Origin of the sequence: Promicromonospora iranensis, assembly GCF_028994775.1 — a bacterium.
Classification (GTDB): domain Bacteria; phylum Actinomycetota; class Actinomycetes; order Actinomycetales; family Cellulomonadaceae; genus Promicromonospora; species Promicromonospora iranensis_A.
This window is the reverse complement of record NZ_JAJQMN010000010.1, coordinates 59,797-85,034: the sequence shown is the minus strand read 5'-3', so window position 1 is coordinate 85,034 and position 25,238 is coordinate 59,797. Positions and strand designations below refer to the sequence as shown.

19 protein-coding genes and 1 pseudogene are annotated in these 25,238 nt (G+C 71.9%); 10 read left to right on the top strand and 10 right to left on the bottom strand.

What is annotated here, in order from left to right; translation table 11 throughout:
* Window positions 1-217: 217 nt before the first annotated feature.
* From thrB to secA, 5 genes and pseudogenes are all read right to left on the bottom strand, one after another.
* A complete protein-coding gene (thrB, locus tag LUU90_RS19185; RefSeq protein ID WP_275005388.1) occupies window positions 218-1,234 on the bottom strand; it encodes a homoserine kinase in 1,017 nt (338 codons plus the stop codon).
* Window positions 1,234-2,349 carry a threonine synthase gene (thrC, locus tag LUU90_RS19180; protein ID WP_275005572.1) on the bottom strand — a complete coding sequence of 372 codons (1,116 nt, stop codon included), beginning with the start codon at window positions 2,347-2,349 and terminating at the stop codon, window positions 1,234-1,236. The genes thrB and thrC overlap by 1 nt, the downstream gene beginning before the upstream one ends.
* Before the next feature lie 12 nt (window positions 2,350-2,361).
* Window positions 2,362-3,660, bottom strand: a complete 1,299-nt coding sequence (locus LUU90_RS19175; RefSeq protein WP_275005387.1) for a homoserine dehydrogenase — start codon at window positions 3,658-3,660, stop codon at window positions 2,362-2,364.
* A 230-nt stretch (window positions 3,661-3,890) separates the two neighbouring features.
* Complete coding sequence (locus LUU90_RS26510; RefSeq protein WP_425596265.1) at window positions 3,891-4,052, bottom strand: SEC-C metal-binding domain-containing protein; 162 nt, start codon at window positions 4,050-4,052, stop codon at window positions 3,891-3,893.
* A pseudogene (secA, locus tag LUU90_RS19170) lies at window positions 4,049-6,836 on the bottom strand (preprotein translocase subunit SecA); the annotation flags it as partial. The gene LUU90_RS26510 and the pseudogene secA, both read right to left, overlap by 4 nt.
* 301 nt (window positions 6,837-7,137) lie before the next feature.
* Between secA and LUU90_RS19165 the strand changes: the two are divergent.
* From LUU90_RS19165 to mnhG, 6 genes are read left to right on the top strand one after another with little or no spacing between them, the layout of a single operon-like run.
* Window positions 7,138-10,149 (top strand): Na+/H+ antiporter subunit A, encoded by a 3,012-nt coding sequence (locus LUU90_RS19165; protein WP_275005383.1) that lies wholly within the window; start codon window positions 7,138-7,140, stop codon window positions 10,147-10,149.
* On the top strand, window positions 10,146-10,658 hold the full coding sequence (locus tag LUU90_RS19160) for a Na(+)/H(+) antiporter subunit C (protein ID WP_275005382.1): 513 nt from the start codon (window positions 10,146-10,148) through the stop codon (window positions 10,656-10,658). The genes LUU90_RS19165 and LUU90_RS19160 overlap by 4 nt, the downstream gene beginning before the upstream one ends.
* Window positions 10,655-12,322 carry a Na+/H+ antiporter subunit D gene (locus LUU90_RS19155; RefSeq protein ID WP_275005381.1) on the top strand — a complete coding sequence of 556 codons (1,668 nt, stop codon included), beginning with the start codon at window positions 10,655-10,657 and terminating at the stop codon, window positions 12,320-12,322. The genes LUU90_RS19160 and LUU90_RS19155 overlap by 4 nt, the downstream gene beginning before the upstream one ends.
* Window positions 12,319-12,930, top strand: coding sequence for a Na+/H+ antiporter subunit E (locus LUU90_RS19150; RefSeq protein WP_275005380.1), 612 nt, complete (start codon window positions 12,319-12,321; stop codon window positions 12,928-12,930). The genes LUU90_RS19155 and LUU90_RS19150 overlap by 4 nt, the downstream gene beginning before the upstream one ends.
* Complete coding sequence (locus tag LUU90_RS19145; RefSeq protein ID WP_275005377.1) at window positions 12,927-13,274, top strand: monovalent cation/H+ antiporter complex subunit F; 348 nt, start codon at window positions 12,927-12,929, stop codon at window positions 13,272-13,274. The genes LUU90_RS19150 and LUU90_RS19145 overlap by 4 nt, the downstream gene beginning before the upstream one ends.
* Window positions 13,271-13,597: a monovalent cation/H(+) antiporter subunit G gene (mnhG, locus tag LUU90_RS19140; protein WP_275005376.1), complete on the top strand. Its 327-nt coding sequence runs from the start codon at window positions 13,271-13,273 to the stop codon at window positions 13,595-13,597. Before LUU90_RS19145 ends, mnhG begins: the two co-directional genes overlap by 4 nt.
* A 46-nt stretch (window positions 13,598-13,643) precedes the next feature.
* On the opposite strand, the gene LUU90_RS19135 is transcribed toward mnhG, so the two are convergent.
* Window positions 13,644-15,374, bottom strand: a complete 1,731-nt coding sequence (locus tag LUU90_RS19135) for a cation:proton antiporter (protein WP_275005375.1) — start codon at window positions 15,372-15,374, stop codon at window positions 13,644-13,646.
* A 25-nt stretch (window positions 15,375-15,399) separates the two neighbouring features.
* Window positions 15,400-16,662 (bottom strand): winged helix-turn-helix domain-containing protein, encoded by a 1,263-nt coding sequence (locus LUU90_RS19130; RefSeq protein ID WP_275005374.1) that lies wholly within the window; start codon window positions 16,660-16,662, stop codon window positions 15,400-15,402.
* Between the two features lie 213 nt (window positions 16,663-16,875).
* Here LUU90_RS19130 and LUU90_RS19125 point away from each other — a divergent pair, with 213 nt between their 5' ends.
* Complete coding sequence (locus tag LUU90_RS19125) at window positions 16,876-17,655, top strand: ComF family protein (protein ID WP_275005372.1); 780 nt, start codon at window positions 16,876-16,878, stop codon at window positions 17,653-17,655.
* Between the two features lie 233 nt (window positions 17,656-17,888).
* Window positions 17,889-18,560, top strand: coding sequence for a ribosome hibernation-promoting factor, HPF/YfiA family (gene hpf / locus LUU90_RS19120; protein ID WP_275005371.1), 672 nt, complete (start codon window positions 17,889-17,891; stop codon window positions 18,558-18,560).
* A gap of 110 nt (window positions 18,561-18,670) precedes the next feature.
* On the opposite strand, the gene LUU90_RS19115 is transcribed toward hpf, so the two are convergent.
* From LUU90_RS19115 to mtrA, 3 genes are read right to left on the bottom strand one after another with little or no spacing between them, the layout of a single operon-like run.
* Window positions 18,671-20,377, bottom strand: a complete 1,707-nt coding sequence (locus LUU90_RS19115; RefSeq protein WP_275005370.1) for a GerMN domain-containing protein — start codon at window positions 20,375-20,377, stop codon at window positions 18,671-18,673.
* Between the two features lie 20 nt (window positions 20,378-20,397).
* Window positions 20,398-22,158: an MtrAB system histidine kinase MtrB gene (gene mtrB / locus LUU90_RS19110; protein WP_275005369.1), complete on the bottom strand. Its 1,761-nt coding sequence runs from the start codon at window positions 22,156-22,158 to the stop codon at window positions 20,398-20,400.
* Window positions 22,158-22,838, bottom strand: a complete 681-nt coding sequence (gene mtrA, locus LUU90_RS19105) for an MtrAB system response regulator MtrA (RefSeq protein ID WP_275005367.1) — start codon at window positions 22,836-22,838, stop codon at window positions 22,158-22,160. Before mtrA ends, mtrB begins: the two co-directional genes overlap by 1 nt.
* Window positions 22,839-23,033: 195 nt before the next feature.
* Between mtrA and LUU90_RS19100 the strand changes: the two genes are divergently transcribed.
* Complete coding sequence (locus tag LUU90_RS19100; protein ID WP_275005366.1) at window positions 23,034-24,425, top strand: sensor histidine kinase; 1,392 nt, start codon at window positions 23,034-23,036, stop codon at window positions 24,423-24,425.
* On the top strand, window positions 24,422-25,108 hold the full coding sequence (locus tag LUU90_RS19095) for a response regulator (protein WP_275005364.1): 687 nt from the start codon (window positions 24,422-24,424) through the stop codon (window positions 25,106-25,108). Before LUU90_RS19100 ends, LUU90_RS19095 begins: the two co-directional genes overlap by 4 nt.
* Window positions 25,109-25,238 lie beyond the last annotated feature (130 nt).

Genomic DNA, 25,238 nt, shown 5'->3' with positions numbered 1-25,238 from the left:
CGGAACGCGAAAAACCTCGCATCCGTGGTACGACGACGACGGCTGACGGGGGCGTTGTCTGCCTTCTCGCGAGATGCAGTGGCCGTTGGTCACGGCCTGCAACGGGCACGACTGATCGGCTGAGACTCTGTGAAGTAGCTCTACCGGATAGGCGGTGAGGACCGATGTTGAATCCGAGTTCCCGCCACCATGGCTCAGGACGTGCGATCCCGAAGGTTCACTGCATACTACCACCCCGTACTGCTGGCGATCCTGGTAGGACATGACTCCCCGTAGCACCTTTCGAGGCGGACGATAGCGCACCCGTGTTACCGGAGATCCTCCGGGCGCGCGCACCGGTCGTGTCGATTCCCGGGGTCAGTCGCCGCCAGCCCGCAGTCTCGTCCACGAGGTCCGCCAGGACGGCGTCACGCCGGGCCCGGTGGTCCGGTCCCGCGAGCACCAGGACCGTCGGTCCGGCGCCCGAGATCGTGGCCGGCACGCCCTCGTCGCGCAACGCACGCAGCAGCTCGGTGGAGGCTCCGAGGACCGCCGCGCGGTAGGGCTGGTGCAAGCGATCCTCGGTGGCGTCGAACAGGAGCTCCGGACGCCGGGCCAGCGCCTCCACCAGAAGGGCCGCCCGGCCGGCCGTGAACGCCGCGTCGCCGTGCGGCACCTGCTCGGGCAGGGCGGCACGCGCGCGGGCGGTGGCGAGCCGCACGTCGGGCACCAGCACGGTCGCCTCGATCGTCGGGTCGACGTCGAGGCCGACGGCGCGTGGGCCGTCGTCGGTGGTCCACGCGACGGTGGCCCCGCCCTGGATCGCGGGCGCCGCGTTGTCCGGGTGTCCCTCGAACTCCGTGGCCAGCGCCAGCACGGTGGCGGCGTCGATGGCCCGCGGCTCGGCCAGCAGGGCACGCGCGGCAACGATCCCGGCCACGACCGCCGCGGACGACGACCCGAGTCCCCTGCCGTGCGGGATCACGTTGTGGCACGTCATGTGGATGCCGGTCGGTACGGCGCCCGCCAGGTCCATGGTGCGGCGCAGCGCACGCACGATCAGGTGGTCCTCCCCCAGGGGCACCTGCCCGGCACCCTCCCCGTCGACGTCCACCACCACCTCGTCGCTCGCGACGAGGCGCACGTCGACCTCGTCGTACAGGGCGAGGGCCAGTCCGAGGGAGTCGAACCCCGGGCCGAGGTTCGCGCTCGTGGCGGGCACCCGGACCCGCACGTGGTCGGCGCCGAGCTGCATCAGAGGGACAGCGCGTCGGCGATCGAGACGACGTCGGCGGACACCCGCACGGGTTCCACGTCGCCGCCGTCGGGAGTACGCAGCGCCCAGCTCGGGTCCTTGAGCCCGTGGCCGGTCACGGTAATGGTGATGCGCGCCCCGGCGGGCACCAGGCCGCGCTCGTGCCGCGCCAGGAGGCCTGCGACACCGGCCGCGGACGCGGGCTCCACGAACACACCCACCTCGGCGGAGAGGATCCGGTGCGCCGCGAGGATCTGGTCGTCGGTCACGGCCTCGATGACGCCGCCGGACGTGTCCCTGGCCTCCTCGGCGAGCTGCCACGAGGCAGGGTTGCCGATGCGGATGGCCGTGGCGATCGTGTCCGGCTCGTCGACCGGGTGGCCCTTCACGATCGGGGCGGCACCAGCGGCCTGGAAGCCCCACATCGCCGGGGTCCGGCTGGCCACGCCGGCCTCGGCGTACTCCCGGAAGCCCTTCCAGTACGCCGTGATGTTGCCGGCGTTGCCCACGGGCAGGAGGTGGATGTCGGGGGCGTCGCCCAGGGCGTCCACGATCTCGAACGCCGCGGTCTTCTGGCCCTCGATGCGGTCCGGGTTCACGGAGTTGACGAGCTCCACCGGGTGGGTGTCCGCGAGCTTGCGGGCCGCCACGAGGCAGTCGTCGAAGTTGCCGTCCACCTGCAGCAGCCGTGCGCCGTGCGCGACGGCCTGGCTCAGCTTGCCCATCGCGATCTTGCCGTCCGGCACGAGCACCGCGCAGATCATGCCCGCACGCGTCGCGTACGCGGCCGCCGACGCCGACGTGTTGCCGGTCGACGCGCACACCACGACCCTGGCGCCACGACCGGCAGCCGCGGAGATCGCGGCGGTCATGCCACGGTCCTTGAACGAGCCGGTCGGGTTCATGCCCTCGACCTTGACGTACACGTCGGCGCCGGTGCGCTCGGACAGGGCCGGCGCGGGCACGAGCGGCGTACCACCCTCGCCCAGCGTCACGATCGTCTGCCGGACGTGGGCGGGCATGCGGTCGGCGTACTCGGCGATCACGCCGCGCCAGAGGCGCGACGTGGGCGCACCGCCGGAGGCGGCGGACGGAAGGTTCGGTTCAGCGGGCAGCACGGGCACGGTTCAGCCTTCGACTCTCAGGACGGACGTGATCTCGCGGACCGGTTCGAGCATGCGCACCGCCGCGATCGTGGCAGCCAGCGATGCCTCGCGGGCGGCGTGGGTGGTCAGGAGCAGCTCGGCGGTGCCCTCGGAGGGACCGGTCTGGCGCATCGTGTCGATCGATACGCCGTGGTCGCCCACCACTCCCGCGACCTGGGCGAGCACGCCGGGGAGGTCGGCGACGAGCAGGCGGACCTGGTAGCGCGTGACGGCGGCGTCGGCGGGCAGCAGCGGGCGGGCCGCGTAGGTGGACTCCTGCGGGCCCTTGCCGCCGAGCACGCGGTGGCGCGCCGCCGAGACGACGTCGCCGAGAACCGCCGAGGCGGTGGGCCGGCCGCCGGCGCCCTGGCCGTAGAACATGAGCGGGCCGGCCGCGTCGGCCTCGACGAAGATCGCGTTGAACGCACCCTTGACGCCTGCCAGCGGGTGTTCCAGCGGGACCAGGGCCGGGTGCACGCGCACGGACACTCCCTCACCGGTCTGCTCGGCGATGGCCAGCAGCTTCACGGCGTGGCCGGTCCGCGCGGCCCAGGCGACGTCGTCGGCGGTGACGCCCGTGATGCCCTCGCGGGCGACGTCGTCGGCCGAGACGCGGGTGTGGAAGGCGAGGCTGGCGAGGATCGCGGCCTTCGCCGCGGCGTCGTACCCCTCGACGTCGGCGGTGGGGTCCGCCTCCGCGAAGCCGAGCTCCTGGGCCTGCTCGACCGCTTCGTCGAGGCCGAGGCCGCTCGTCGCCATCTGGTCCAGCACGTAGTTCGTGGTGCCGTTGACGATGCCGAGGACACGGCGCACGTAGTCGCCGGCGAGCGACTCCCGCACGGGGCGCACGATCGGGATGGCGCCCGCCACGGCGGCCTCGTAGTAGATGTCGACGCCCGCGGAGTCGGCAGCCTTGTAGAGCGTGGGACCGTCCGCCGCCAGGAGCGCCTTGTTGGCGGTGACCACGGCCGCGCCGCTCTCGATGGCGCGCAGCAGCAGGGCACGAGCGGGCTCGATGCCGCCCATCACCTCGATGACGATGTCCGCGCCGTCCACCAGCGACTCCACGTCCTCCGTCAGGAGGTCGCGCGGGATGACGGCGTCGCGAGGACGGTCCGCGTCGCGGACCGCGATCCCGGCGAGCTCCAGCGGTGCGCCGACGCGGGCGGCGAGATCCGCGCCCTGCTCGAGGAGCATCCGGGCCACCTCCGTGCCCACGACGCCACAGCCGAGGAGTGCAACACGCAGCCCGCGTGCGGGCTCGGGGAGGTGGACAGGCACAGCGATCCTGCTTTCGTCTTCGGGGAACGGTCCGGTCCGGTGCGAGTTCCACACGGGAGTTCCGGACGTTGCGATCAGGGTAACCGCCGCGTCCGACACGCGAGGCGGCCGTCTCACCATGACATCGCCGAGGTGGTCATGGGGCGAGGTAGTCATGAGGCGAGGTAGTCGCCCGGCGACGGCCAGGTGACTACCTCGCCAGACGACTACCTCGGCGGGGTGGGGCGGGGTCAGGCCTCGTTGATCCCGTGGCAGACCTTGTACTTCTTGCCGGAGCCGCACGGGCACTGCGCGTTGCGCGGTGTGCCCGGGAACGTGCGGCCGTCGCTCGTGGCGGCGGTCGCCTCGCCGTGCAGAGCCGCACGACGGCGGGCGCCGTCGGACGACTGCACGAACGCCGAGCCCGAGCCGTCCTCGCTCGGTGCCGAGTACGTCAGCGACTGCGGCCGGCTCGGGGTGTCGAGCCCCTTCGCGAGCAGGATCGGCTCCGTGGCGGCACCCGCGGCACGGCGCTGCCGCGGCGCCGGCGGCTGGCCCTGCCCCGGTGCGGCCGGAGGCTGCACCGCGGGGATCTGCGTGGTCGGCGGCGCGTCCGGCTGGCCCGTGCCCAGGCGCCCGCGCGGCGGGACCGGCCCGACGGCGGGCAGATCCGAGCTGCCCTCGCCGGCCTGCTCCGCGTCCGGCTGCTGCACCGTGACCTCGAGGTTGAACAGAAACCCGACCGACTCCTCCTTAATGGCGTCGGTCATGGCCTGGAACAGCTGGAAGCCCTCGCGCTGGTACTCGACCAGCGGGTCGCGCTGCGCCATGGCACGCAGCCCGATGCCCTCCTTGAGGTAGTCCATCTCGTAGAGGTGCTCACGCCACTTGCGGTCCAGCACCGAGAGCACGACCCGGCGCTCGAGCTGGCGCATGGCCGGCGACGTCAGCTCGTCCTCACGCGCCTGGTAGGCCACCCGCGCGTCGGACAGGATCTCCTCCAGCAGCATCTCGCCGGTGAGCCGGTCGATACCACCGGCCTCCTCGACGACCTCCTCGGGCGTCAGGGACACCGGGTACACGGCCTTGAGGGCCGTCCACAGGGCGTCGAGGTCCCACTGCTCGGAGGGGCCGTCCGACGTCGCGTTGTTCACGTAGTCGGTGATGGTGTCCGTGAGGAAGTGCTGCACCTGCTCGCGCAGGTCCTCCCCCTCGAGCACGCGGAGGCGCTCGGCGTAGATCACGCTGCGCTGACGCGACAGGACGTCGTCGTACTTCAGGACGTTCTTGCGGATCTCGAAGTTGCGCGACTCCACCTGGCCCTGCGCGGACATGATGCCGCGCGTGACCATCTTGGACTCGAGCGGCATGTCGTCCGGGAAACCGGCCCGGTTCATCATCGACTCGGCGAGACCGGAGTTGAACAGCCGCATCAGGTCGTCCTGCATCGACAGGTAGAACCGGGACTCGCCCGGGTCGCCCTGACGACCGGACCGGCCGCGCAGCTGGTTGTCGATACGGCGGGACTCGTGGCGCTCGGTGCCGAGCACGTAGAGCCCACCGGCCTCCTTGACCTCGTCGTGCTCCGCCGCGACGCGCTCCTTCGCCTTCTCGAGCGCCTGCGGCCAGGCCGCCTCGTACTCGTCCGGCGTCTCGACCGGGTCGAGGCCCCGCTCGGCGAGGTCGGTGACGGCGAGGTACTCGGCGTTACCACCGAGCATGATGTCCGTACCGCGGCCTGCCATGTTCGTGGCGACCGTGACGGCGCCCTTCCGGCCCGCCATCGCGATGACCGCGGCCTCGCGCTCGTGCTCCTTCGCGTTCAGGACGTTGTGCGGCACGCCGGCCTTCTTCAGCTTGGCGCTCAGGAGCTCCGACTTCTCGACGCTGGTCGTGCCCACGAGGACCGGCTGGCCGTAGGCGTGCCGCTCCACGATGTCGGCGACCACCGCGTTGAACTTGCCGTCCTCGTTCTTGTAGACGAGGTCGGGCTGGTCGATGCGCTGCGGCGGCCGGTTGGTCGGGATCGGCACGACGCCGAGCTTGTACGTGCTCTGGAACTCGGCGGCCTCGGTCTCGGCGGTACCGGTCATGCCGGCGAGCTTGCCGTACAGGCGGAAGTAGTTCTGGAGGGTGATCGTGGCGAGCGTCTGGTTCTCCGCCTTGATCTCCACCCCCTCCTTGGCCTCGATGGCCTGGTGCATGCCCTCGTTGTAGCGACGGCCCGCGAGGATACGGCCCGTGTGCTCGTCGACGATCATGACCTCGCCGTTCAGCACGACGTAGTCCTTGTCGCGCTTGAACAGCTCCTTCGCCTTGATCGCGTTGTTGAGGAACCCGATCAGGGGCGTGTTCAGCGACTCGTAGAGGTTGTCGATGCCGAGGTAGTCCTCGATCTTCGCGATACCCGGCTCGAGCACGCCGACGGTGCGCTTCTTCTCGTCGACCTCGTAGTCGACGGTCGGCACCAGGCGGCGCACGACCTTGGCGAACTCGTTGTACCAGCGGTTCGCGTCACCGGCCGCGGGGCCGGAGATGATCAGCGGCGTCCGAGCCTCGTCGATGAGGATCGAGTCGACCTCGTCGACGATCGCGAAGTTGTGCCCGCGCTGCACCAGGTCGTCGACGGACCATGCCATGTTGTCGCGCAGGTAGTCGAAGCCGAACTCGTTGTTCGTGCCGTAGGTGATGTCCGCGGCGTACATCTCGCGCCGCTGCGCCGGGGTCTGGCCCGACAGGATCACCCCGGTGGTCATGCCCATGAACCGGAAGACGCGGCCCATCAGCTCGCCCTGGTACTTGGCCAGGTAGTCGTTGGTGGTGATGACGTGCACGCCGTCGCCGGAGAGCGCGTTGAGGTACGCGGCGGTCGTGGCCACCAGCGTCTTTCCCTCACCGGTGCGCATCTCGGCGATGTTGCCGAGGTGCAGCGCCGCACCACCCATGATCTGGACGTCGAAGTGCCGCTGGCCGAGCGTGCGGTGAGCCGCCTCGCGGATCGCCGCGAACGCCTCCGGCATGAGCTCGTCCAGGGTGGCGTCGTGCGCCAGCCGTTCCCGGAAACGTGCGGTCTCCTCACGCAGCTCGGTGTCGCTCAGCTCGACGAAGCTGGGCTCCAAGCGGTTGACCTGCTCAGCCACGGAGTGCAGCTTCTTCAGGACACGTCCTTCGCCTATGCGTAGGACCTTGTCGAGGATGGACACGCGGGTTCTCCCAGGTCGTCGTCAAGTTTCGCCGTCGTCCATCGTAGGCCGTAAACCTGCGCCTGTGGCCCAAAGACGGAAGGCGGACCGGTGGGTTCGCTCCAGGGGTAACGACCGCGGCCGTAGAAGGGTTCCGCGGAGCGCCCTCCGGCCCTTCCCCCGACCACCGGATAAAGTGAGCACCATCGCCCACCCGCCCGCGCTCGCGCGGCATGCCGTCCCGTGCTCGACCGGGTTCTTCCCGGGACCGCGGCCACGACGTCCTGTCGACGAGCCCTGACAGGACGGTCCGGACGTGCTTCTGGTACTCCTCGCCCACGGGGTCCTGGCTCTCGCCGCCCCCGCCCTCGTCGCTGCCCTGGGCCGGCGCGCCTTCTGGGTGCTCGCCCTCGGCCCGGCCGGCGCGACGATCTACGCGCTAGCCCAGGCCACCGCCGTCCTGGAGGGGCGTGCCCCGGCCGAGCACCTGCCCTGGATCCCCGCGCTCGGCCTCGCGATCGACCTCAGGCTGGACCTCCTGGCCTGGGTGATGCTGCTGGTGGTCGGCGGCGTCGGCGCCCTGGTGATGCTCTACTGCAGCGCCTACTTCTCCCGCGAGGCGCGCGGCCTCGGCCGGTTCGGCGGCTTCCTCATGGCGTTCGCCGGCGCGATGGCGGGCCTCGTGGTCGCCGACAACCTGCTCCTGCTGTTCGTGTTCTGGGAGCTCACCACGGTGTTCTCCTACCTGCTGATCGGCCACTACGCGGACCGCACCTCGTCCCGCCGGGCCGCCATGCAGGCGCTGATCGTGACCACCGCCGGCGGCCTCGCGATGCTGGTCGGTGTCGTGGTGCTCGGGGTCACCGCCGGGACCTGGAGCCTCTCGGCGGTCATCGCCGACCCGCCGTCGGGCCCCGCCGTCACGGCGGCCGCGGTCTGCCTGCTGGCCGGGGCCGCCACCAAGTCCGCGCTCGTGCCCACGCACTTCTGGCTGCCCGCCGCGATGGCCGCGCCCACGCCCGTCTCGGCCTACCTGCACGCCGCCGCCATGGTCAAGGCGGGCATCTACCTGATCGCCCGGTTCGCGCCGGCGTTCTCCGACCTGGCCGCCTGGCGCACCGTGGTGCTCGTGCTCGGCGGTGCCACGCTCCTGCTCGGCGGGTACCGGGCGCTGCGCCAGCACGACCTCAAGCTCGTCCTCGCGTTCGGCACCGTCTCCCAGCTCGGGCTCCTCACGCTCCTGCTCGGCTACGGGACGCGGGCGACGGCGCTGGCCGGGCTGGCGCTCCTGGGCGCGCACGCCCTGTTCAAGGCCTCGCTGTTCCTGGTCGTCGGCGTCGTCGACGCGGCAGCGGGCACCCGCGACCTGCGCAAGCTCGCGGGAGTCGGACGCCGCCTGCCGGTCACCGCGCTGGCCGCCACGCTCGCCACCGCGTCGATGATCGGTCTGCCGCCGTTCGCCGGCTACGTCGCCAAGGAGGCCGCGCTCGCCGCGTGGGCGCACGACGACGACCTGCTGGGCCGGATCATGATCGCGGTGGTCGCCGTGGGCTCGGCCCTGACGGTCGCCTACGGGCTCCGGTTCCTGTGGGGGGCCTTCAAGCCCCGCCTGCCGGCCTCGGCCGCGCCCGCCTCGTCGGGCGTCGGGCAGGACGAGGTGCCGGACGAGGCGCCGGACGTCGCCCACCCCCAGCCGTTCTGGATGGTCGCGCCGCCCCTGGTCCTCGCGGTCCTCGGCCTCGCGGTGGCCCTCGTGCCACAGGTCGGCGAGCGGCTGCTCGGCCCGTACGCCGACACCTATCCCGTCGGCGACCCCGGGCACCTCACCCTCTGGGACGGGCTCACCCCGGTCCTCGCGGTCACCGGCGCGGTGCTCCTGCTGGGCGTGCTGATGTTCTGGCAGCGCACACGCGTGGAACGGCTGCAAGGGGCACTCTGGTTCCCGGACGGAGCCGACGTCGTCTACCGGCGCCTCATGCGCAGCCTGGACCGGTTCGCGAGCGACGTCACCGCGGGCACCCAGCGCGGCTCCCTGCCCTTCTACCTCGGGGTCATCCTCGTGGTGCTCGCGGTCGGCCCGGGGGTCGCGCTCGCCGCGGGCCTCGTGGGCCAGACGGGTGCGGGCGCGCTACCCGTCGCGGCCGACGCCGCGGGACGTGACGACGTGCTGCACCTCGGCCCGTTCGCGATGGTGCCGTGGGACGGCCCCGCCCAGCTGGTCGTCGTCCTGGTGGTCGTGGTGGCCGCCGTCCTGACCGCCCGCGCGCGCCGCCGGCTCAAGGCGGTGTTCCTCATGGGTGTCGCGGGATACGGCAACGCCGCTCTGTTCCTGCTGCACGGAGCGCCCGACCTCGCGCTGACCCAGGTCCTGTGCGAGACGCTGACGCTCGTCGTCATGGTCCTGGTGCTGCGCCGGCTGCCGCCGTACTTCTCGGACCGGCCGCTGGCGGCGAGCCGCTGGGTCAGGCTGGCGATCGGCGTCCTCACGGGCCTCGTCGTCATGATGTTCGTCGCCGCCGCGCCGCTCGTACGGGTGCACCTGCCGGTCTCCGTCGACTTCCCCGAGGAGGCCGAGACGTTCGGCGGCGGGCACAACATCGTCAACGTCACCCTCGTCGACATCCGCGCCTGGGACACCGTAGGGGAGATCTCGGTGCTGCTGGTCGCCGCCACCGGCGTCGCCTCGCTCGTCTTCCTGCGCCAGCGCAGCGATGACGTGCTGCGCCTCGGCCCCGCCGGGGACGACGAGCCCGGCGAGCGCGCCGCACGCGCCGGCGCCCGGCAGGTGCGGCCGGGTTCCTGGCTGCTCGCCGGCCCGACCCTCGACCCCGGCAAGCGGTCCGTGCTGTTCGAGGTGCTCACCCGCGTGCTGTTCCACCCGATGATCCTGTTCGCCCTGTTCCTGCTGTTCAGCGGACACAACACGCCGGGGGGCGGGTTCGCGGCGGGCCTGGTCGCCGGCCTGGCGCTGACCGTCCGCTACCTGGCCGGCGGCCGCTACGAGCTCGGCGCGGCGGCCCCGGTCCACCCCGGTCTCGTCCTCGGCACCGGGCTGTTCCTGTCGGCGGGCGTGGGGCTCGTCGCGCTGCTCGCCGGCCAGGCGGCGCTCGAGAGCACGATCCTCGACCTGCACGTGCCCGTGCTCGGGCACGTGCACCTGGTCACCAGCCTGTTCTTCGACGTCGGAGTGTTCCTCGTGGTCATCGGCCTGGTCATCGACATCCTGCGCACGTTCGGCGCCGAGCTGGACCGGCAGGCCGAGCCCCACTCCCGTGCCGTCGGCTCGCACGGCCGCACGGCGCACCGGGCAGGAGGTGACCGCGCGTGATCGTGCTCGACAACGTCCCCTCCGGCGCCCTTCTCCTGGCCGTGGGTGTGCTGTTCGCCGCGGGGGTCTACCTGCTGCTCGAACGGTCGCTGACCCGCGTGCTCCTCGGCTTCGTGCTGCTGGGGAACGGGGTCAACCTCGCGATCCTGCTGGCCGGCGGGCGGGCCGGCGCCCCGCCGATCACCGGCACCGACGACCCGGAGCCGATGAGCGACCCGCTGGCACAGGTCATGATCCTGACGTCCATCGTCATCACGCTCGCGCTGGTCGCGTTCGTGCTGGCCATGGCCTACCGGTCCTGGCAGCTGCACGGCCACGACGAGGTGCAGGACGACCTGGAGGACACCCGCATCGCGCGCCTCGCCATCGAGGACGCGCCGTCGTACGCCGACAGCGACGCCGTGGAGTCCGGCGTCACCCTGGACGAGGAGGCGGTGGCCGCGCGTGACGAGGTGGCGCTGCCCGACACCGTGGAGCAGCCACGGAACCGCGGGGGTGACGGATCGTGAACCTGTGGACCGTGCAGACCCTCGTCCCCCTGCCGGTGCTGGTGCCGCTGTTCGCGGCGGGGCTCGCCCTGGCGCTGCACCGGTACCAGCGCGCCCAGCGGATCATCTCGGTCGTCGCCCTGTCGGTCGTCGCGGCCGCCTCCGCGGGCCTGGTGGTCGTGGCCCAGGACGGACCGGTGGCGATCGACCTCGGCGGCTGGGCGGCCCCGGTCGGCGTCAACCTGGTGGCCGACCCCCTCGCCTCGCTCATGCTGCTCGTGAGCAGCATCATGCTGCTCTGCGTGCTGCTCTACTCGATGGCGCAGGGCATCGCGGACGGCAACGACCGGGCCGCGCCGGCCACGAAGGACGCGGAGGAGCTGCGCAAGGCGCTCGAGGCGCAGGACCCGGACGCCGACGAGGGCAGGCAGCGTGACGTCCTGCCCGTCGCGATCTTCCACCCGACGTACCTGATCCTGGCGGCCGGCGTCGCTGACGCCTTCCTCGCCGGGGACCTGTTCAACCTCTTCGTCGGGTTCGAGATCCTGCTCGCCGCCTCGTACGTGCTGCTGACGCTCGGCGGCACCAGCGAGCGCATCCGGGCGGGCAGCGTCTACGTGGTCGTCGCGCTGCTCAGCTCGATCGTGTTCCTGCTCGCCGTCGGCCTGGTCTACGCGGCGACCGGCACGGTGAACATGGCCCAGCTCGCCGAACGTCTGCCCGACATCGATCCCGGCGTGCGGCTGGGCATCCAGGCCCTGCTGCTCCTCGGCTTCGGTATCAAGGCGGCCATCTTCCCCCTGTCGGCGTGGCTCCCCGACTCGTACCCGACGGCGCCCGCTCCGGTCACCGCGGTGTTCGCGGGCCTGCTCACGAAGGTCGGCGTCTACGCCATCCTGCGGACCCAGACCCTGCTCTTCCCGCCGAACGAGACGCTGGAGGCGGTGTTGCTGGTGCTGGCGCTCGCCACGATGCTCGTCGGGATCCTCGGCGCGGTGGCACAGGACGACGTGAAACGCCTGCTCTCGTTCACGCTGGTCAGCCATATCGGCTACATGATCTTCGGCGTCGCGCTGGCGACCCAGGCGAGCACCGCCGCGGCTATCTTCTACGTGGTGCACCACATCACCGTGCAGACGGCGCTGTTCCTGGTGGTCGGGCTCGTCGAGCGACGCAGCGGTACGACGTCGCTCGACCGCCTGGGCGGCCTCGCGACGCTCGCCCCGGGACTGGCGATCCTCTTCTTCGTGCCGGCGATGAACCTCGCGGGCATCCCGCCGCTGTCCGGCTTCCTCGGCAAGGTGGGTCTTTTGGAAGCCGGCGTGCTGAACGGCTCGGTCCTCGCCTGGGCCCTGGTGGTCGGCTCGGTGGTCACCTCGCTGCTCACCCTGTACGCGGTGGTCCGGGCCTGGAACAAGGCGTTCTGGCAGCCCGCTCCCGAGGACGTGAGGGTGCCGGAGCCCTCTCCCCTGCCCTGGGGCATGGTCGGCCCGACGGCGGCGCTCGTCGCCCTGAGCGTGAGCCTCACCGTCGCGGCAGGCCCGCTCTACGACTACGCGGCGCGGGCAGCCGACACGGCCATGGACGGACACTCGTACGTCGACGCGGTCTTCCCCGACGGGGCGCCCCGCGGTACCGGCACGTCCGACGATGTCACCGACGACGGCGAGGAGGACCGACCATGACGGGCACCGACCCCGAACGTCCGTGGCGCGACCGGGCACGACGGATCACCGCGCTGTGGCCGACGATGGTGATGGGCGCCGCGCTCTGGGTGCTCCTGTGGGGCGACCTGTCGTGGGCGAACGTGCTGGCCGGTGTCGCGCTCGGCGCGCTGGTGGCGCTCGCCTTCCCGCTCCCACCCATCGGCGCCGCCGGGACGCTGCGGCCCGGTCCGCTGGCCCATCTCGTCGGACGCTTCGTCTCCGACCTCGTGGTCGCGTCGTTCCAGGTGGCCTGGACCGCCGTCCGGCCCGGCCCGACGCCGCGCGGCGGGCTCGTGCCGGTACCGCTGCGCTCGACGTCGGACCTGTTCATCGCCACCACCGCGGGGCTGTCGTCGATGGTCCCCGGCACGGTGGTGGTCGATCTCGACCGGGCCGGCAGCACCCTGCGGCTGCACGTGCTCGACCTCGCCGGTTCGGGCGGTCCCGACGGCGTCCGGGAGTCGGTACGGGCCCTCGAGGAGCGCCTGCTGCGGGCCTTCGCGACGCGCGCCGACCTGGTCCGGCTCGGCCTGGCCGAACCGGCCGGCGGTCCGGCAGCCACGCCGGGCAAGGAGGGGCAGCCATGATGCTCGTCGTGGGGATCGTCGCCACGGCGCTGCTCGCCGTGGGCGCCCTGTTCGCCGTCGTCCGGATGGAGCGTGGGCCCTCGATGCTGGACCGGTCGGTGGCGTTCGACGTGCTGACCACCGCGCTCGTCGGCGCCATCGCGGTCGAGGCGGCGCTGTCCCGCCGCACCGAGTCGATACCGATCCTCGTGGTGCTGTCGATGGTCGGCTTCATCGGGTCGGTGACCGTCGCGCGCTTCGCCGCCGCCGAACCGCCCAAGGAACGGCGGCCGGACGACACGCGGCCGACGTCGACCGGCGGGCCGACCGGCCCGGACACCCCCGACCTGCAGGAGGGCCCATGAGTCTCGTGACCGACGCCGCCGCCGCGGTCTGCCTGCTGCTGGGCGCCTTCTTCTCGTTCTCCGCGGGGGTCGGGGTCGTACGGTTCGACAACCTGTTCGCCCGAGTGCACGTCGTGGCCAAGCCCCAGGTGCTCGGCATGCTCCTGCTGCTGACGGGGGTGGCTCTCCGGCTGCAGGACCGGAGCTCGGTCACCATGCTCGTCCTCGTGGCGATCTTCCAGCTGATGACCTCCCCGGTGGCCGCCCACATGGTGGGCTCGGCGGGCCTGCGCACCGGCAAGGTCGAGCCCGAGTTCCTCGAGATGGACGACGGCGGCCGCTGACGCGGGATCGGCACGCGGGATCGGCACGCGGGATCGGCAGGCAGGATCAGGCGGCGCCGGCCCCGGTGCCCGCTCCGGTGACAGGCTCGGTGACAGGCTCGGTGACGGGTTCGGTGACGGGTTCGGTGACCGGCCCCGGCGGTGGTTCCAGCACTCCTCGGCGTCCCGCTTGCGCGTCGCGCATCTCCTCGGCGGCGACATAACCGAACGCCGCCTCCGCCGCCTCGTCGGCCAGCGCCAGGCCGGCCGTGCCGTACAGGTGGAAGACGGCGTCGGCGCCGTGCCGCTCGAGCTCGGCCACGTCGTCGTCGTACCGTGCGACGGCGGCGACGGTGCCCTCGAATCCGCTCGCGCGCAGCTGGGACAACGCGATGAGGTTCGCCGCGTGGAACGGCATGGCCAGGATCGCGAGCCGGACCGCCCCGGCACTGCGTACCCGACCCCAGAACTCGATGTCGGTGGCGTCGGCCTGCACCACCGTGAAGCCCGCGGTGCGCAGGGTGGCGACGCGCGCCGGGTCGTGCTCGACGCCCACCACGTTCATGCCGTAGTCCTCGCGCAGCTGCCGGACGGCGCCGCGTCCGACGCGTCCCATACCCAGCACGAGCGCCTCCGCGCCCGATATGTCGATGAGCCGTTCCTCCCGGTGCAGCCACTCGTTGGGCTTGGACGGGAAACGCCTGGCGAGCGCCATCGCGTACTCGTTGCCGCGGGTGTTGACCGCCGAGGAGAGCACGAAGCTGGCCGCCACGGCGACGGCGAGCACGACCAGCCACTCGTCGTGCAGCAGGCCGGTCTGGGAACCGACGGCGACGACGATCAGGCCGAACTCCGAGTAGTTGGCCAGCACCAGGCCGGACAGGATCGCCGTGCGTTTGCGCAGCCGCATCATCCGCAGCAGCACCGCGGTCACGATGCCCTGCAGCGGCAGCATGAGCAGCATGAGCAGGCCGATCGCCGCGGCCTGCCAGGTGAGCTCGCCCGAGAACCCGATGGACACGAAGAAGCCGACGAGCAGCAGCTCCTTGAGGGTGAACAGGTTGCGCGAGAGCTCGGTGGCGGCCGGGTGGCCGGCCAGGAGCATGCCCATGACAAGGGCGCCCAGGTCGCCCTTGAGCCCGACCGCGTCGAACAGCGCGTAGCCGGGGCCGAGCGCGACCGCCACACCGAACAGGGCCTGCAGCTCGCCGTGGCCCACCCTCGACCACACCTTGCGCAGCAGCCAGGCGCCCGGGATCAGCAGCACGAGGCCGAAGGCCCACGGGCTCGGCGGGTGGTTCGACGCCACGGACAGGAAGATGACGGCGATCAGATCCTGCATGATGAGCACGCCGATGGCGATCCGGCCGTAGAGGGCGGACTGGTCGGAGCGGCCGTCGAGCACCTTGACCACGAAGACGGTGGAGGAGAACGAGAGAGCGAGCCCCAGCAGCGCGAGGACTCCCAGGCCCTCCCCCTCGAGCATCGAGAACCCGATCACGCCCAGCAGGCCGAGGAACCCGACGGCGATGGCGACACTCATCACGAGGTGCGCCACGGTCGTGAACCACACGTCCCTGCGCAGCAGCGTCCTGACATCGAGCTTGAGCCCGATGCCGAAGAGCAGCAGGGTCACGCCGAGGTCAGCGAGGGTTCCGAGATAGCCGGGCTCCGCCAGGCCGACCGCGTGCAGCCCGAACCCGGCCACCAGAAAGCCCACGAGGGGCGGCAGCCGGAGCAGGACCGCTCCGAGACCGGCCGCGACCGTGACGAGCAGGAAGATCGCAGCGGTTCCCATGTGCAGAGTTTAGTTGCCGTATGTTTCAGCCCATGGCCGTCGCAGCGTGCAGGGCGGGTGAAAGAGACCCCTTGGCCTGCACGGTCACCCCTTCGAGCCCCAGCCACCGGGCCATCTCGCGAAGCTCGGCCGCCAGTCGTGCAGGGGTGTCCGCGGTCAGTGCCGGTTCGGCGTGCGCGGACTGCACGCGCAGCACGCCCGCTGCGCGGTCCGCCTTGAGGTCCACCCGGGCCGTGAGCTGTGAGTCCTCGAGGAACGGCAGCACGTAGTACCCGTCGACACGCTGGGCGGCCGGGGTGTAGATGCCGATCCGGTAGCGCATCCCGAAGAGGCGCTCCAGCCGCTTGCGCTCCCACACCAGGGGGTCGAACGGTGCGAGGAGCGCTTGTCCCGTGGCCCGCCGGGGGCGCACGGCGTCCCGGTGCAGGAACCACTGCTCGGAGCCGCCTGCCACACGCGCGGGCAGCAGCACGCCCTCCTCCACGAGTTCGGCGAGCGCCTGGTCCGCCACCGGCCCCTTGAGCCGGTAGTAGTCCTTGATGCACCGTGCCACACCGATGCCGTGCGCCCGTGCCCCGAGCTCCAGCAGGGTCCGCTTGGCCTCGAGCTCGGGCACCTCGTCGAGGGCCGATGCCGGCAGTACACGCTCCGGCAGGTCGTACAACCGCTCGAACTGCGTGTTCCGGCCGGCGGAGACCACCTCGCCCGTGAAGAACAGGTGCTCCACCACGCGCTTCTCGGTGCTCCAGTCCCACCACGTACCCCGCTTGCGGCGCACCGAACGCCCCTCGGAGACGAACCGGTCGTGGATCTGGGACGCCGACAGCGGTCCCTCCGCCGCGACCAGGTCGCGTACCTCGGCGACCTGCGGGGCGTCCGGCAGGCGTACGCCGTCCAGCTCGCGCCAGTCGTACTCCTCCGCGAACCAGCGGCGCCGGAAGGCCAGCAACGGCCACGTGCGCGGGGGCACGTAGGCGGCGACGTGCGCCCAGCTCTCCACGAGGCGGCGGTCGGCGGAGGCGGCCGTGCCCGTCCGCCGGGCATACCTACCCGACGCCGTGGCCCGGTCGAGCAGGTCGGTGTCGTACGCCCCCAGGCGTGAGAACAGCGGCAGCAGGTGCGCCCGGGCGAGGACGTTCACCGAGTCGATCTGGAGCAGGCCGAGCCGGTCGATCACCCCCTGCACGTGCCGCATCGTGCGCGGGCCGTCGGCCCGCGGGCGGTTCAGGCCCTGGGCCGCGATGGCCACCCGGCGGGCCTGGTCGAGAGACAGGGAGATCGGCTGCACAGGACCATCGTGCCCCGACCCACTGACACTCCCCCGCCCGGACCGGCGAGTGCGGAGTACGTGCCGTCGGCGTCCCCCACGTCCCCCACGTCCCCCACGTCCCCCGCGTCCCCCGCGTCCCCCGCGTCCCCGAGGACACCTCGTACGCGACGCGCGGGACCGTGGGGTTGTGGACAAGCAGCGGGGGCGGCGCGGGTGCCGGAGCGTGGTGGTGTGCACCCCGTCCGTGAGCTCGCCCGCCTGCTGCTGCCCGTCGCCTGTCCGTGCGGCGAGCTCGACGTGCGGTGGTGCGCCGGGTGCGCCGCACACCTGGCCGGCTCGCCGGACCGTGCCGAGCGTGGCGCGCCCCGGCTGGACCGGCTCGACAGGGTCCCACCGGTACCCGTGTGGGCGCTCACGCCGTACACCGGGCCGGTGCGCGACGTCGTCGTGCACTGGAAGGACCGTGGGCGGGTCGACATCGACCGGCTCCTCGGACCCGCGATGCGGCGGGCAGCCGCCCGTATCGGCCCGGTGCTCGTGCCCGCGCTCGGCGACGCGCCGGTCGCCGTCGTGCCCGTGCCCTCGACGGGCGCGGCGCGTCGGGCACGGGGGCGCGAGCCGGTGACGGTCCTGGCCCGTGCGGTCACCCAGGGGCTGCACGACGCGGGGATCCGCGCCCGGCTGGTGCCCGCCCTCGCCCGTCGGGGCACCGGGCGGGACCAGGTGGGCCTCGGCGCCCGGGCACGCGGGCGCAACCTCTCGGGCGCCGTCCGCATGACGAGACGCGGGTCCCGGGCGCTCGGACAAAGATCCGTCTGCATTCTTGTGGATGACGTGCTGACGACGGGGGCGACCCTGGCCGCCGTCGAACGAGCGCTCGAGGAGGCCGGTCACGACGTCGTGGGGGCAACTGTGCTGGCAGCGACGCCGCCTCCGGCGCACGAGACCGAGGACCGCACCGCGCCCGCCGCGGGATCCCGGCAGGAAACTGAGCAGAACCTGAAAGTCTGACAGATCTCTGTCGCCTTGTTCACTGTCCGTTGGGGCTGTCGTTACCCAGGTGACGGAGTTAGCCTGAACGTTCCACGCTGGATCGGAGCTCTGACGAGGTTGTCGGGGTATACGCGACGGGAGGTGGTTCGTGCCCGGCACCGGTAGCAGGGGGTGCCAAGACGAGTAGAGACGGGCGCGCGCCGCCGGCAAGGGACGGCGTGGCCCAGAGTTCCCGGAGCGGAGATACGCACATGGAAATTGTCGTTGTCGGCAGGCACACGGACGTGGCGGACCGGTTTCGCCAGCACGTCGAGGAGAAGCTCGCGAAGGTAGAGCTGCTGTCTCCCTACGTACGTCGAGTGGATGTGGAAGTCACGCACGAGAACAACCCGCGGCTCTCCGAGAACCGTGAGCGAGTGGAGCTCACACTGCGCGCGAAGGGTCCGGTGATCCGCGCGGAGGCCGCAGCGGACGACCGTTTCGGCGCCCTGGACCTCGCCATCGACAAGCTGAACGAGCGCCTGCGTCGCGCCCGCGACCGGCGCAAGGACCACCGGAACAACAAGGTGCTCGCCCCCGTGGACGTCCGCCCTCTCGAGGAGATCTTCGAGGAGGACGACGCGTCCGCCGACGCACCCGAGGCACAGATCTCGACGCCGGCCGCGTTGTCCGAGCCCGGTGACTCCGTGGAGACCACCATCGGCGACTCACCCGTGGTGATCCGGCAGAAGCTCCACCACGCGGACCCGATGACGCTCGACGACGCCGTCTACGAGATGGAGATGGTGGGACACGACTTCTACCTGTTCATCGACAAGGAGACGTCGCGTCCCTCGGTGCTCTACAAGCGGAAGGGCTGGTCGTTCGGTGTGATCCAGCTCGACAACACGTGCGGCACGGCGCCGGTCACCGACCTGACCTGATCCGCCGGGGCGAGACCCTGACGAGATAGACGAGCGAGACAGAAACTCTGGCGAAGTAGCACCGCGGCCCGCGCCGCGGTCCTACTTCGCCGGTGTCGTCCTACGGCGGGTCAGCCCGGGTACGCGACCAAGTCGACGTCCTCGGCCAGCGGCTGCCAGACGCCCGTCTCCTCGTGCTCGAGGTCACCGTCCTTGGTGATCACCATGATCCCCTGGTCGGTCACCCCGGCTGCCAGCTGCTCGACGTCCGTCAGTCCGGGCAGCTGCTTCGACTGGCCGCCGGCACCCGGCAGGCCGCCCACTCCGGCGGTCCAGACGCCCGACGTGCCCTCGCCATCGCTCGCCAGGAGCGCGAGAGTCGTGAGCCCGGACCAGCGGGCCTCCTCGACGCGGCCTACCGGGGCCGCGACCGCGATGGGCGACGCGAGGGAGACCGGAACATCCTGGTCGTTGCGCACGATGCCGGCCACCTGCACCTGCGTACCTGTCGGTGCCTGGCTCACGACCGCGATGCGCGACCCCTCGGGCGACACCGACACGCTGATCACCTTGCGGCCGCTCAGCCATTCGGGCTCCACCTCGACCACCTCGACCGTCTTGGTCGACACCTGCAGCTCGCCCGTGTCGCCGCTGCTCCAGGTGTTGCCGAACTTGTCGACCGAAGGAGCCGCCAGGTCAGTTCCGGCGATGAGCGTCACCGGGCCGTCCTCGTCGTCGGACGAGACGTTCACGATCTGGTCGGTACCGTCCCGGACCACGATCGGCGTGGTCGCCGGGCTGAGCGCGAGCGCCGTCGGGTCCAACGCCGACAGGTCCACGGGCACGTCGTGCTCGACGAGCCTGCCGTCCTCGACGCGGTACAGCTGGTCGTCCTGCAGCGTCATCGCCTGGACGATGGTGGCGGGCAGGTCGACGTCCGTCTCGTCGACGGAGAGGCGATTGGTGCCGCTGAACAGGTCCACGGACACGGTACGGCCCGCACCCTCGGAGAGGGTCGCCGAGATCTGCGCCGCGATCACGGAGCGCTCGGCGGCAGCGGCGGTGCTGATCTGGTCGCTGAGCCGGATGGAGACAGGCTCGTCCCCGTCCGTGTCCTGGATCGACGGTGACACGAGCTGGGTGCCCTCCGGCACGAGGGACCGGGTGGCCCCCTGCAGCCACTCGGGTGGACCGGCGAGCAGCTCCTGGACCGCGTCCCGGCGCCAGGACTGCCGCGGGAACCAGCGCAGGTCGGGGACGAAGCTCTTGATGGCACCCTCGGCGGGGAAGTACAGGCGCGTCGCCCGGAACTGGTTCGCGAACAGGTTGGCGGGCACGAGCACCCCGTTGTCGAGCCCGGAGATGCGCCACTCGCCACCCACCTTGGTGAGCGTGAACCGGTAGCTCAGCTCCCGCGGGTTCCCCACCTCGGTGTACGCGCCGGTGGTGTCGAGGGTCGCGATGGTCGTCGCGCGCGCGGCCACCTCGACGGTCTCGTCGTCCTTGATGTCCACGCTGCTCTCGAGCGGTTCCAGCAGCGGCGGCTCACGGACCACCCGCACCGACCCCTCGGGGTCCCACGTCTCCACGGCGTCCTCGGTCAGGAACTCCCGTGCGGTCTGGTACTCCTTCGGGGACGTCGTGGCGGCGACGGCCGCGCCCAGGAATCCCGACACGATCCCGCGCGGTTCGGCACCGAGCGCCGGCCCCTGCGGGAGCAGCGCGATGTCGACCTGCGGATCCACGCTCGCGTCACCCACCCGGACCGGGCCGGACGTCGGGATCTGGGCGCAGGCCCCGAGCGTGACGGCACAGACCAGCGCTGCGACGGCGGTCACGACGTGGTTTCTCCTACGCATCAGTGCACCTCCACGTCGTTGCCGGCGGACATCCCCACCGCGTCGGTGTCCCCGGGATCGGACAGGTCCGGGATCGCCGTCGGGGTCGGGCCGGTGGGCGGGTTGATCACGGGGATCTGGCCGGTCCGGAGCCCGGGCTCGTGCGACGCGGGCGCCATGGTCACGGGCGGCTCGCCCACCTGCACGCCGGCGCTGCGCGGCAGCGTCAGCCGGAAGCTCGCGCCCTGCCCGGGACGTCCCCACGCGTCGAGGCGCCCGGCGTGCAGGTGGGCGTCCTCGAGGGCGATCGCGAGGCCCAGGCCGGACCCGCCGGTCGTGCGGGCGCGCGCCGGGTCGGCCCGCCAGAAGCGGTCGAAGACGTGCTCGACCTCCTGCTTGGTCATGCCGACGCCGTAGTCGCGCACGACGACGGCGACGGCGCGGTCGTCCTCGGCGACGGTCACCTCGACCGGCCGTTCCTCGGCGTGCTCGATCGCGTTGACCACGAGGTTGCGCAGGATGCGCTCGATCCGGCGCGGGTCGAAGTCGGCCGCCGCGTCGGCGTCGGGCAGACGTACCGAGACCCGGACGTCCTTGCTGTTCGCGAGCGGGGCGGCCTGCTCGACCACCGACATGACGACGTCACGCAGGTCGCGGCGCTCGGCGTCGAGGACGGCGGCGCCGGCGTCGAACCGGCTGATCTCGAGCAGGTCGGACAGGAGCGACTCGAAGCGGTCGATCTGGCCGAGCAGCAGCTCGGCCGAGCGAGCGGCGTCCTCGTCCATCTGGTGCCGCGACTCGTGGATGATCTCGCTCGCCATGCGGATGGTCGTGAGCGGGGTGCGCAGCTCGTGCGAGACGTCGGACACGAACCGGCGCTGCATCGCCGAGAGCTCCTCCATGCGCCGGATCTGGTCCTGGAGGCTCTCGGCCATCTCGTTGAACGACCGCGCGAGGCTCGCCATCTCGTCGGTGCCGCGGGCGCCCGGCATGCGCTCGGACAGGTGCCCCTCGGCGAGCCGCTCCGCCACCGTCGCCGCCCGGGTCACCGGCGTCACCGTCTGCCGGGCCATGGTCCAGGTGACGACGCCGAGCAGCGCCAGCATGCCGAACCCGCCGGCGAGGAGCACGCGGTGCACGAACGACAGCGTCTCCTGCTCGGGCTCCAGCGAGTAGAGGTAGTAGATCTCGTACCTGGCGTCGGGCGAGGCCTGGACAGTGGAGCCCACGATGACACCCGGCTGGTCCATGCCGGACCCGTCCGTCGTCGGGATGCCGACCGCCTGCAGCACCTGGTCGTCCTCGGAGGCGAGGTTCGCCTCGCGCAGCTCGCTGGTGATGACCACGTCGGTCAGATCGGCGCGGGAGGCGAAATCGGCCACCTGCGCGGTGGTGCCCAGCTCGTGCATCAGGAAGTACTCGTCCGCGGTGGAGCCGCTCGTGGCGCCGAGGGTCGCCATCGTGTCCAGCAGCAGGGTCTGCAGCTCGCCGTCCGACGTGGTCGCCGTGTCCGAGAAGTTCTGCGACACCCGCGCGGTCAGCGCGGCGGCCTCCTTGTCGATGGCGGCGACCCGCTGCTCATAGATGCCGTCCCGGACCGACGTCGACAGGTACAGCCCGAGCACGGCGATCGCAGCGAAGCCGATCGCCAGCGCGGTGGTGACCACGCGCAGCTGCAGGGAGGAGCGCCACTGCGCGACCGCGCGCCGGGTGGACCGGACCGTGACCACCCGGGCCCGGTGCACCGCCCGCCGCAGCCACGTGACCAGGCCGTGCGGCATCAGCGTGTCGCGCCCGCCTTGTAACCGACGCCGCGCACCGTGAGCACGATCTCCGGGTTCTCCGGGTCACGCTCGATCTTCGAGCGCAGGCGCTGGACGTGGACGTTCACCAGGCGCGTGTCGGCGCTGTGCCGGTAGCCCCAGACCCGCTCGAGCAGCACCTCGCGCGTGAACACCTGCCACGGCTTGCGGGCGAGCGCCACGAGGAGGTCGAACTCCAGCGGCGTGAGCGCGATGCGCTCGCCGTCGCGCATAACCGTGTGGCCGGTGACGTCGATCTCGACGTCGCCCACGACGAGGCGCTCCGGGCCCGGGTCCTCGCTGCGACGCATCCGGGCCTTGATCCGGGCGACGAGCTCCTTGGGCTTGAACGGCTTGGAGACGTAGTCGTCGGCGCCCGACTCCAGGCCCACCACGACGTCGAGCGTGTCGGTCTTGGCCGTCAGCATGATGATCGGCACACCGGACTCGGCGCGGATCTCACGGCAGACCTGCACACCGTCCTTGCCGGGCAGCATGAGATCGAGCAGCACGAGGTCCGGCTGGTGGGTGCGGAACATCCCCAGCGCGGAGTCGCCGTCGGCGCAGAACACGGCATCGATCCCCTCGCCCTTGAGGACGATGCCGATCATTTCCGCCAGTGCTGTGTCGTCGTCGACGACGAGAACTCGTACCTTCATGCCCTCCAGTGTGCCAGGCTGGTCCAGTAAAACCGGCCTTCCCGCCCGCCAGGGCGCGGGAAGGCCACAGGTTCACCCGCCAGGAGCACCTCGCCACGCTCGGGCGCACCGGACATCTCCGACGGGGGACGTCCCCCGTCGAACCTGGTGGTCGGCACCCTGTCGCGCGACCCCGGCAAGGGGCAACCTGGCACCATGACAACCATGACCGTCGACCGGCTCGCGGCCGGCTCCGCGACCGGCCCCGCCACCCGTCCGGGCCCGGGCTTCCTCACCGCTCCTCTCGCGGGCCGCACCTGGCGGGAGCAGGGCTACCTCGCCCTGGTCCTGCTGCTCGCGCCGTTCGCGTTCACGTACACGATCTTCGCCGTGAGCTTCACCGCGGGCATCGCCGTCACGGTGGTCGGGCTCTTCGTGGCGGGCGCCGTCGTGCTCGGTGCGCGCGGCTGGGCCGCCGCCTACCGCGGCCTGGCCCGCGACCTGCTCGACGTCGACGTCGCGGCGCCCGCCCCGTACGTCCGGCCGCGCGGCTTCTGGCGAACCGTCGGTTCGATGCTCGGCGACGCCGCCGGCTGGCGCGCCCTGCTCTTCATGTTCGTCGCGCTCCCCCTCTCGATCCTGTCGTTCGCCGTGAGCGTCACGTTCCTCGGCACCGGGCTGGGCGGCCTCACCTACTGGTTCTGGTACCGGTTCCTGCCGCCGCAGCTCGGGTCCGACGGCGAGCTGCACCGCGGCGCGCAGTTCGGCCAGTCGTACTTCCTGGACACCCCGCCGCGCCTCGCGCTGGCCGCGCTGGCCGGCCTCGTGGTGGTCCTCTGCTGGCCCTGGATCACCCGGATGTTCACGATGCTCTTCCGGGCTCTGACCCGGGGTCTCCTCAGCCCGACCCGCGCGAGCCTGCGGGTCGCCGAGCTCGAGCGGTCCCGCACCGGCACGGTGGACGACGCCGACGCCCGCCTGCGCAGCATCGAGCGCGACCTGCACGACGGCACGCAGGCCCGCCTGGTCGCCGTCGCCATGCAGCTCGGCGAGGCCCGCGAGCACCTGGTCGACGGCGGCGACGTCGAGCAGGCGGCCGAGCTCGTCGACACCGCCCACTCGTCCACGAAGGAGGCGCTCACGGAGCTGCGCGAGCTGGCCAGGGGCATCCACCCGCCAGCTCTCGACAGCGGCCTCACCGTCGCGCTCGAGACCCTCGCCGCACGGTCCGCCCTGCCGGTCACCGTGGACGTCGAGCCCGCGGTGGAGGCGGACGGCCGCCTGGCACCGGCCCTGGAGTCGATCGCCTACTTCACCGTCGCCGAGCTCGTGACCAACGCGGCCAAGCATGCCCGCGCCACCGGTGTGTACGTCCTGGTCGAGCCGCTCGGCGGCACGAACGGCGCCGTCCGGATCCGCGTGCGCGACGACGGCCGGGGTGGCGCGGCCGTCGTGCCGCCCGACGGTTCGGGCCTGCGGTCCGGCCTGGCCGGGCTGGCCGAGCGGGTGCGCTCCGTCGACGGCACGTTCGACCTCTCCAGCCCTGCCGGCGGGCCTACCGTGGTCACCGTGACCCTGCCGACCGCCACCCCGTTCGGCCGCGCATGACCAGGCAGCACGAGCCACCGTCGAGCCTGCGGGTTCTCCTCGCCGAGGACTCGGCGATCCTGCGGGACGGGCTCGCCGCCCTCCTGACGCGGCGCGGCCATACCGTGACCTCCGTCGGGGACGGCGCTGCCCTGGAACGCGAGGTCGCCCGGCTCGTGCGCGAGGGGTCGCTGCCCGACGTGATCGTCGCGGACATCCGGATGCCGCCCACCTTCACCGACGAGGGCCTGAGGGCGGTGCTCGGCCTGCGGAGCCGGCACCCGAGCCTGCCCGTGCTGCTGTTCTCGCAGTACGTCGAGACCCGGTACGCGAGCAGGCTGCTGGCCGGTGGCGCGCACGGCGTGGGCTACCTGCTCAAGGACCGGGTGGCCGACGTGCGCGACTTCGTCGACGCGCTCGTGCGGGTGGCCGGCGGCGCGACGGTGCTGGATCCCGAGGTCGTCTCGCAGCTCATGGGCTCCGCACGCCAGGACGACCACCTGGAGCGCCTCTCCGCCCGGGAGCGCGAGGTGCTGGGCCTGATGGCCCAGGGCCGGTCGAACGGCGCGATCGCCGATCTGCTGCACCTGTCGTACGGGGCCGTCGAGAAGAACGTGGCGGCGATCTTCACCAAGCTCGATCTGCCGCAGGACGCCGCGGACCACCGTCGCGTCCTGGCTGTGCTCCGCCATCTCGGGGTGTGAGTTCACCCGGTCCTGAACCAGTTCTTGCCCGACCTGATACCAGCAAAAGGTAGACCCTCTAACACTTCCTCTCTACCCTACTGAAAGCGGTAGATAGCAGTCGAAGTGGACGTGCGGGACAAACAGAGGA

Excerpts from the sequence above, each read along its gene's own strand:
- LUU90_RS19100 (WP_275005366.1), top strand. The coding sequence starts at position 23,034 with ATGACAACCATGACCGTCGACCGGCTCGCGGCCGGCTCCGCGACCGGC.
- mtrA (WP_275005367.1), bottom strand. The coding sequence starts at position 22,838 with ATGAAGGTACGAGTTCTCGTCGTCGACGACGACACAGCACTGGCGGAA.
- thrB (WP_275005388.1), bottom strand. The coding sequence starts at position 1,234 with ATGCAGCTCGGCGCCGACCACGTGCGGGTCCGGGTGCCCGCCACGAGC.
- LUU90_RS19150 (WP_275005380.1), top strand. The coding sequence starts at position 12,319 with ATGACGGGCACCGACCCCGAACGTCCGTGGCGCGACCGGGCACGACGG.
- hpf (WP_275005371.1), top strand. The coding sequence starts at position 17,889 with ATGGAAATTGTCGTTGTCGGCAGGCACACGGACGTGGCGGACCGGTTT.
- LUU90_RS19145 (WP_275005377.1), top strand. The coding sequence starts at position 12,927 with ATGATGCTCGTCGTGGGGATCGTCGCCACGGCGCTGCTCGCCGTGGGC.
- LUU90_RS19135 (WP_275005375.1), bottom strand. The coding sequence starts at position 15,374 with ATGGGAACCGCTGCGATCTTCCTGCTCGTCACGGTCGCGGCCGGTCTC.
- mtrB (WP_275005369.1), bottom strand. The coding sequence starts at position 22,158 with ATGCCGCACGGCCTGGTCACGTGGCTGCGGCGGGCGGTGCACCGGGCC.
- mnhG (WP_275005376.1), top strand. The coding sequence starts at position 13,271 with ATGAGTCTCGTGACCGACGCCGCCGCCGCGGTCTGCCTGCTGCTGGGC.
- LUU90_RS19095 (WP_275005364.1), top strand. The coding sequence starts at position 24,422 with ATGACCAGGCAGCACGAGCCACCGTCGAGCCTGCGGGTTCTCCTCGCC.